An 8,258-nucleotide genomic window follows, 5' to 3' on the forward strand; every position below is an offset into this window, starting at 1 on the left:
TCAATTTGCCGTTATTCTTAGCTATCTGTTAAAAATCTCGTTTAGTTTTCACCCTTTAGAAGGATGTCAACAGAATTTTTTAATTCTTCAATTTTGACTTCCAACGTTTCACCAGTTTTACGTAATTTCACTTCAACGATTCCTTCTGATGATTTTTTACCGACTGTAATTCTTACTGGAATACCAATTAAATCAGAATCAGCGAATTTCACTCCAGCACGTTCTTTACGATCATCAACCAAAACCTCGTAGCCAGCTTCAGTCATCGTTTTTTCAATTTCATTGGCTAAAGCCATTTGTTCATCGTTTTTGGCATTAACAGGTACCACGTGTACATCAAATGGGGCAATATTTTTTGGCCAAACAAGACCATTTTCGTCCGCCTTTTGTTCCGCAATTGCAGACAATAAACGACTAACACCAATTCCGTAGCAACCCATAATTACAGATTTAGAACGCCCATTTTCATCTAACACTGTTGCACCTAATGCATCCGAATAACGTGTTCCAAGTTTGAAGATATGACCAATTTCAATTCCCTTCGTAAACTGTAATTTGCCTTTACCATCAGGAGCCAGTTCACCCTCATGAACTGTTCGAAAATCGCCAAAATGACTAACAGTTAAATCCCGATCGATATTCACATTTTTATAATGGAATCCGTTCTCATTAGCGCCAACTACGGAGTTAACCATGTTTTTAACATAGAAATCAGCCAAAATTGTCACATCTTTAGCATTTACGTTCACTGGTCCTAAAGAGCCAAAATCCGCATTTAAATATTCTTCAGCCTGGTCATCATTGGCAGCAACTAATTCATCAGCCTTCAAAAAGTTTTTAACCTTAACCTCGTTTACCTGGTCGTTTCCTCGAGTTAAGACTAATACTGGTTTCCCATCAGCAATATATAATAACGTCTTAATTAACTTATTAGTACTGATATTTAAGAACTCAGCAACCGCATCAATAGTTTTAGCATCTGGTGTTGCAATTTTTTCTAATTCCAATGGTTTTTCATCCGTTGGCTTATCATCAACATACTTGCTACTTGCCATTTCTAAGTTGGCTGCATAATCGCTTTCTTCTGAATAAGCAATTGTATCTTCGCCAACTGGAGCAATCGCAGAAAATTCTTTTGAATCGTTGCCACCCATTGCTCCAGCATCGCCAACAATTTCACGGTAATTTAAGCCACAAGCATCAAAAATATTTTGATAGGCTTTTTCCATATCACGGAAGGTTTTGTCTAAACTTTTTGTTTCAGCATGGAAAGAATAGGCATCCTTCATTAAAAATTCACGTCCACGAAGTAAACCATAACGGGGACGATCTTCGTCCCGATACTTCATCTGAATTTGGTAAAGTGTGAGCGGTAATTTTTTATATGATTTAATTTCATCACGGATTAAAGTTGTAAAGGTCTCTTCATGGGTTGGGCCAAGAATAAAGTCACGATCATGGCGATTCTTAAATTTATATAATTCAGGACCATAAGTTTCTAGCCGTCCTGATTTTTCCCATAATTCTGCAGGTAATACAGCTGGAACTAACATTTCAACTGCATCAATTTTCTCCATTTCAGTTCGAATAATTTTTTTGATCTTTTCAATTGTTCGGAATGCTAACGGTAAATACGCATACATACCTGCCGATACCTGGCGAATATAGCCAGCACGAAGCATCATTTGATGACTTTTTGCTTCGGCATCATTTGGAACTTCCTTTAAAGTTGGAATCAAAATTTTTGACTGTTTCATAGTTTCCTCCGTAGTAATTATTATTTAAAAAAATACCGTTGAATATCATTCCAAGTAACCAAAATCATTAACAGCATTAACAAACCAAAGCCAATCAACGTAATGATACCTTCCGTTTCTGGCTTTAAAGGTTTTCGTCTAATGCCTTCAATAAAGTTAAGCAGAATTTTTCCACCATCAAGCGCTGGAATTGGAATCAAATTAACAATTCCAAGATTTAATGATAAATAGGCTAACATGGTCAGCACAGAAATGAATCCCATTTTGGCAGCTTCTGAGGTTTGAGCATAAATGGCCACTGGTCCACCAAAATCATTAACACTAATTCCATGCGTAACCATATGTCCAAGAAGGGTGAAAATCATTGTGGTTAGTTTCCAGGTTTCAGTAAACCCATACATAATTCTAGCCCCTAAATTACGAGTCATTGAACTTTCGATTCCAATTTGTCCTACTTGACCTTCATTACCCTTAACTGACTTGGGAGTTAAATTGTAAGTTACTTTCTTTCCATGTCGGTTTACCGTAATTTTTGTCTTTTGTTTGGGACGACTAGAAATTGTATCCTGTAAATCTGACCAGGACTTTGTAGTCTGACCAGCAACCGAAACAATGCGATCATTTGTTTTTAAACCAGCTTTTGCTGCCACTGAATCAGAAATAACTGTAATCTGATTAGAATTAGTTGGCACTGCCCCTTGTAAAATGCCCACAAGTGCAAAGACAATGATGGCCAAAATAAAATTATTCATTGGTCCAGCAAAATTAGTTAAAATTCGTTGCCATAATTTAGCAGATTGGAATTGCACATCTTTGGGCGCAATTCTAACCTTAGTTCCATCGCTTTCAATGATAGATGCATCGTGATCTACTTCAAAACGTTTCAGACTCTCTTCATCACCGTTTTCATAGCCTTCTATCCAAAGCTCATTTTCTAAGTCACTTTTAGTAACTTCAAGCGGGATGCCATTTAATAAAGTTGTATCGTGACTTGTATTGATCGTTGCAATTTTTCCATTTTTACCGGTAATCAAACTTACTGGCATTCCGGGTTTTAATTCTTCATCCGAATCCTCTAGTCCTGCCATTCGCACATAACCACCAACTGGTAAGATTCTTAACGTATAGGTAGTTGCGTTTTTAGAATAAGAATAGATTTTAGGTCCCATCCCAATTGAAAACTCACGAACTAAGATTCCCGATTTTTTTGCAAAATAAAAGTGACCAAATTCATGAACAATCACTAAGATGCCAAATACAATAATGAATGTAATAATCGTCTGTATCAATGGTAAACCTCACTTAATTAGATTAATCCAAATAGATGTACAAGCGGTAAAACCAGTAACATGCTGTCAAACCGATCTAAAATACCGCCATGTCCCGGGAGAATATTACCAGAATCTTTTACTGAAAAATAGCGTTTCAATGCTGACTCTACTAAATCACCAAACTGACCCGTAACAGAAAAGATTAATGTTAATAAGATCATTAAAAAGAAATTGTATTGCGTTGGATAAAAGCTTAAGAAAATAGTTCCTATAATTGTGGCAACAACTGTGCCACCAATTGAGCCCTCCCAGGTTTTGTTGGGACTGATGTGTGGTGCCAGTTTGTGTTTGCCTAATCTTTTACCGATCATATAAGCACCGCTATCCGTCGACCAGATCACAAAGAGAATATATAACAACATTGACAAGCCAACGCTTCTAGCAGCAATGAAGTAATTAAAACCAAAGCCAATATACATCATAGCCAAAGTAACGGCGCCAGCGTCATTAAAAGAAAAGCGATTTCGACTGATAACTGTTCTAATTAGCAATGCGAGGACACACAAGAAGAAAATGAACACGCGGTCAATTTGAGGAGGTAACCATCCAAACCAGCTCAATGGTGCAATTAAAGAAAAAACACCGATATCTGCAATAATTGCTTCAGGTGAGACCAAGAGCAACTTTTTCATCATCAAAACTTCGTTGACAGCAACCAAGCCAAGTGCAATTCCAGCGATATCAATTAACCAACCACCATAAACAATAACCGGAATAAAAATAATCAAAGCAATAACTGCTGTTGTAACACGTTGTTTCATATTATAAACTCCCTTATTTTAAACCGCCAAATCGGCGATTTCTTTGTTGATATTGATAAATACAATCCTTTAATGTCGTGTCGGAAAAGTCCGGCCATAACTGATCGGAAAACACTAATTCACTATAGGCAATCTGCCAAAGAAGAAAATTGGAAATTCGCTCTTCACCACTTGTGCGAATCAACAAATCAGGATCAGAAAATGGTTTTAAATCAGCTGTCATTAGGGAAGAATTAATTGTTTCTTCACTGATTTCATCTGGTTTTAAATCGTTTTGACTAACTTTCTCAGCAATTTTTTGAACGGCCGTCACAATTTCTGCTCGACCACCATAGTTTAAAGCAAAGTTTAATATCATGCCAGTACATTTGGCAGTATCTGCAATTGCCTTTTTTACTGCTTTTTGTGTAAAATCTGGCAATTGATCGATATAACCCATTACCTTCACCTTTACATTAGCTTTGATTAAATCAGGTACAAATGTATCAAAAAAGTCCCCCGGTAAATGCATTAAAAAGCTGACTTCTCCGGACGGACGCTTCCAATTTTCAGTTGAGAAAGCATACAATGTTAGTACTTTCACACCCAAATTGCTAGCGCTAATCGTTATTTTTTTTACAGTGTTCATTCCTTCACGATGACCAGCAATCCTTGGCAAGTGCCGTTTCTGGGCCCATCTACCATTACCATCCATAATGATTGCAACGTGTTTAGGAATATTGTCATTCAGAATTTGAGTAGTATCTATAGTATTTTTATCTTCTTTATTACTTTTAGAGAACACTTTATCACTCCATCTCATATTCATGCATAACATCTATTTTAGCAGAATTCTTTCAAAGTTAACATTTTTGAGAGAAAAAATTAGGAGTTCTTCAATTTAATTTTTCTAATTTAAATAAGAAAAAACACAAACAGCACTGATAAATGGTCAGGCTCTCTGTGTTAACCGTCTGTTTGAGCAAGTTTACTCAGACAAAACTTCTTTTTCTTTATTGGCTACGATACTGTCAACTGCCTTAATTGCAGTATCAGTAACTTTTTGTGTTTGTGATTCCAAATCATGCAATTGATCTTCGGTATAAGTGTTATCCTTTTCGCCCTTTTTCAAATCATCCATGGCATCTCGGCGAACATTACGAACAGCAACTTTTGCACGTTCACCTTCAGCCTTAACGTCTTTAGCTAATTCCTTACGACGATCTTCAGTTAATTGTGGAATAACTAATCGAATTGCACTACCATCATTTGATGGATTAATACCAAGATCAGACATTAAGATTGCCTGTTCCAAATTCTTTAAAGCCGATTTATCATAAGGTGTAACCATAATAACGCGCGCCTCTGGAATACTAATTGAAGCCATTTGATTAACCGGCGTTGGTGTTCCGTAGTAATCCACTTTAATTCGATCTAGCAAACTAGCATTAGCACGGCCTGCCCTGATATTTCCGAGTTCACGTTCTAAAGCTTGTTCAGCCTTTACCATTTTATCTTGTGCCTTTTTTATAATTTCATTTTCTGCCATATTATTTTCCCCTTACTGTAGTTCCAATATTCTGACCTTCAATAACTTTTTTAATGTTTCCAGCTTGATTTAAATTAAAAACAACTAACGGAATATTATTTTCCATAGATAGAGAACTAGCCGTTGTATCCATCACATTAAGGCCTTTATCAATAATATCCATGTGTGTTAATTCTTCATACTTAACTGCTGAAGAATCTTTATTTGGATCCGCAGAGTAAATACCATCAACACCATTTTTTGCCATTAGGATTGCATCGGCGTTAATTTCGGCACCTCGTAAAGCAGCGGTGGTGTCAGTTGAGAAATAGGGACTTCCAGTACCAGCGGCAAAGATCACAATGCGATTCTTTTCTAAATGACGAACTGCCTTGCGACGAATATAAGGTTCAGCAATTTGACGCATCTCAATTGCCGTTTGAACACGAGTTGGAACACCCAATGATTCCAAGCTGTCTTGCAACGCTAAAGCATTCATTACAGTTGCCAGCATACCGATATAGTCAGCCTGAACACGTTCCATGCCCATTTGTTCACCAGTTTCGCCACGCCACATGTTACCGCCACCGCAAACAATTGCGATTTGAACACCCATATCATGAACATCCTTTAATTCTTGAGCGACTGTTTTAATAACAGGTGGATTGATGCCCGATCCTTTATCACCCGCAAGTGCCTCGCCACTAAGTTTCATGATTACTCGTTTATATTTAACTTCTGTCATGGTGTTTCCTCCTCGTTTTCTTCCGTTCTAGTTTATCATAAAACCAACCTAAAGAGCCATCTATTCGCTAATTTAGTGATCAGATAATTTCAGGACAATAAAAAAAGTGCTTTGCTTTCACAAAACACTCTCAAAGTTTTTGAATAATCGTCGTTTACCGACTTACTTACCCATTTCTTTTTTAACTTCTTCAGCAAAGTTAGCAGATTTCTTTTCGATACCTTCACCAACTTCATAACGAATAAATGATTTAACTTTTCCGCCCTTTGAAGCAACATATTTAGCAACAGTCTGATCAGGATCTTTTACAAAATCTTGATCATCCAAGCTAATTTCTGCCAAGAACTTATTAAGGCGACCTTCAACCATCTTATCAATGATCTTAGCTGGTTTGCCCTCTTCTTCGGCTTCTTTTGTCAACACTTCGCGTTCGTGATCCAAAACTTCTGCAGGGACTTGATCACGATTAACATACTTTGGATTGATGGCAGCAACATGCATTGCAATGTCCTTTGCAGTGTCATCATCAGCACCATCTAAAACAACTAATGTAGCAATTTTACCACCCATGTGTAAATAGGCACCAAAATGTTCATTTTCGGATTTTTTAATCACATCAAAACGACGTAAAGTAATTTTTTCACCAGTTACTTGAGTCGTTTCTATAATATCATCTTTGATAGTACCTTTGCTAGTTTCGAGTTTTAAGGCATCTTCAACAGATGCAGGTGCACTCAATGCAAGTTGTGCTGTAACAGCTTTTACTAAATCAATGAACTGATCATTAGAGGCAACAAAATCAGTTTCCGAGTTCACTTCAGCAATAGCAGCTTGGTCGTTACGAATTTCAACGTCAGCCAAGCCTTCAGCTGCGATACGATCACTCTTCTTTTCGGCCTTAGCAATTCCCTTTTCGCGAAGAAAATCGATTGCTTTGTCCATATCACCGTCAGTTGCGACTAACGCTTTTTTAGCGTCCATCATCCCAACACCGATTTTGTCACGTAATTCTTTAACTTGTGATGCAGAAATACTTGCCATAATTATGGCCTCCTTTTAAAAATACTAAAATTCCAGTAAAAAGGCCATCTCAATCTCAGGCCAAAAAGGTCGAGACTTACGACAGCCTAATAATGAACTATTTTGCAGAGTCTGATCCGCCTTCAACAGTCTTTTTAAGATTTTCTAGAGAATCTGCTGAAACGTCACTTGCTGCGGCACTTTCTTTAGCAGGTGCTGCACTTTCAGCTGCTGGTTGAGCAGCATCTTGATCTTCTCCTTGACGTCCTTCGATAACAGCATCAGCCATTTTGGAAGTAATCAAACGAACGGCACGAATTGCATCGTCATTTGATGGAATAATTACGTCAATTTGGTCAGGATCTGTGTTTGTATCTACCATAGCAATGATCGGAATATTCAGCTTACGAGCTTCTTTTACTGCGATTTGCTCTTTACGAGGATCAACAATAAAAATAGCATCTGGTACGTGAGGCATATCTTCAATACCACCCAAGAACTTTTCCAACTTGTCCTTTTGTTTGTTTAAAAGAGAAACTTCTTTCTTTGGTAAACGCTCAAAAGTACCGTCTTCATTCATCTTTTTAAGATCTTTAAGACGTTTGATACGAGTTTGAATTGTGTTCCAGTTAGTTAAAGTTCCACCTAACCAACGATGGTTAACGTAGAATTGTCCTGCACGTGTAGCTTCTTCTTCAATTGCAGTCTGTGCTTGTTTCTTTGTTCCCACAAACAAAACAACACCATTGTCTGCTGCAATATTTTTCACAAAATTGTATGCAGAATCAATCATTTTGACTGTTTTTTGTAAGTCAATAATGTAAATTCCGTTACGTTCTGTAAAGATGTATGGTTTCATCTTTGGATTCCAACGACGTGTTTGGTGACCAAAATGAACACCAGCTTCGAGCAATTGCTTCATAGAAATTACTGCCATAATAAAAATACCTCCAATAGTTTTTTCCTTCCCAATTTTCAATTGATTTGAGAACTCAATGAGCACTAGTCAAATCATCCAATTGAGTGTGAATTTGGTTTAACACCAGCAATAAGTATACCGAAAATGTGCTTTTAACGCAAGTAATAGTTTCAATTTTGCTAACATCATGTCATTCACAAATGATAATGTCCGAAGTA

The 8,258-nt window shown here is 37.2% G+C and carries 8 protein-coding genes; all 8 read right to left on the reverse strand.

What is annotated here, in order from left to right; translation table 11 throughout:
* Window positions 1-41: 41 nt before the first annotated feature.
* Window positions 42-1,757 carry a proline--tRNA ligase gene (locus IV87_RS05285; RefSeq protein ID WP_057806157.1) on the reverse strand — a complete coding sequence of 572 codons (1,716 nt, stop codon included), beginning with the start codon at window positions 1,755-1,757 and terminating at the stop codon, window positions 42-44.
* Window positions 1,758-1,777: 20 nt separating this feature from the next.
* Window positions 1,778-3,046, reverse strand: coding sequence for an RIP metalloprotease RseP (gene rseP, locus IV87_RS05290; RefSeq protein WP_057806159.1), 1,269 nt, complete (start codon window positions 3,044-3,046; stop codon window positions 1,778-1,780).
* Between the two features lie 17 nt (window positions 3,047-3,063).
* Window positions 3,064-3,849: a phosphatidate cytidylyltransferase gene (locus tag IV87_RS05295; protein ID WP_057806161.1), complete on the reverse strand. Its 786-nt coding sequence runs from the start codon at window positions 3,847-3,849 to the stop codon at window positions 3,064-3,066.
* A 13-nt stretch (window positions 3,850-3,862) separates the two neighbouring features.
* On the reverse strand, window positions 3,863-4,633 hold the full coding sequence (locus IV87_RS05300; protein ID WP_057806163.1) for an isoprenyl transferase: 771 nt from the start codon (window positions 4,631-4,633) through the stop codon (window positions 3,863-3,865).
* Window positions 4,634-4,816: 183 nt separating this feature from the next.
* Window positions 4,817-5,377 (reverse strand): ribosome recycling factor, encoded by a 561-nt coding sequence (gene frr / locus IV87_RS05305; RefSeq protein WP_057806165.1) that lies wholly within the window; start codon window positions 5,375-5,377, stop codon window positions 4,817-4,819.
* 1 nt (window position 5,378) lies between these two features.
* Window positions 5,379-6,101, reverse strand: a complete 723-nt coding sequence (gene pyrH / locus IV87_RS05310; RefSeq protein WP_057806167.1) for a UMP kinase — start codon at window positions 6,099-6,101, stop codon at window positions 5,379-5,381.
* A gap of 162 nt (window positions 6,102-6,263) precedes the next feature.
* Complete coding sequence (tsf, locus tag IV87_RS05315) at window positions 6,264-7,142, reverse strand: translation elongation factor Ts (RefSeq protein ID WP_057806168.1); 879 nt, start codon at window positions 7,140-7,142, stop codon at window positions 6,264-6,266.
* Between the two features lie 97 nt (window positions 7,143-7,239).
* On the reverse strand, window positions 7,240-8,058 hold the full coding sequence (gene rpsB, locus IV87_RS05320) for a 30S ribosomal protein S2 (protein WP_057806176.1): 819 nt from the start codon (window positions 8,056-8,058) through the stop codon (window positions 7,240-7,242).
* Window positions 8,059-8,258: the final 200 nt, after the last annotated feature.

Origin of the sequence: Pediococcus ethanolidurans (genome assembly GCF_001437405.1) — a bacterium.
In the GTDB taxonomy this organism is placed as follows: domain Bacteria; phylum Bacillota; class Bacilli; order Lactobacillales; family Lactobacillaceae; genus Pediococcus; species Pediococcus ethanolidurans.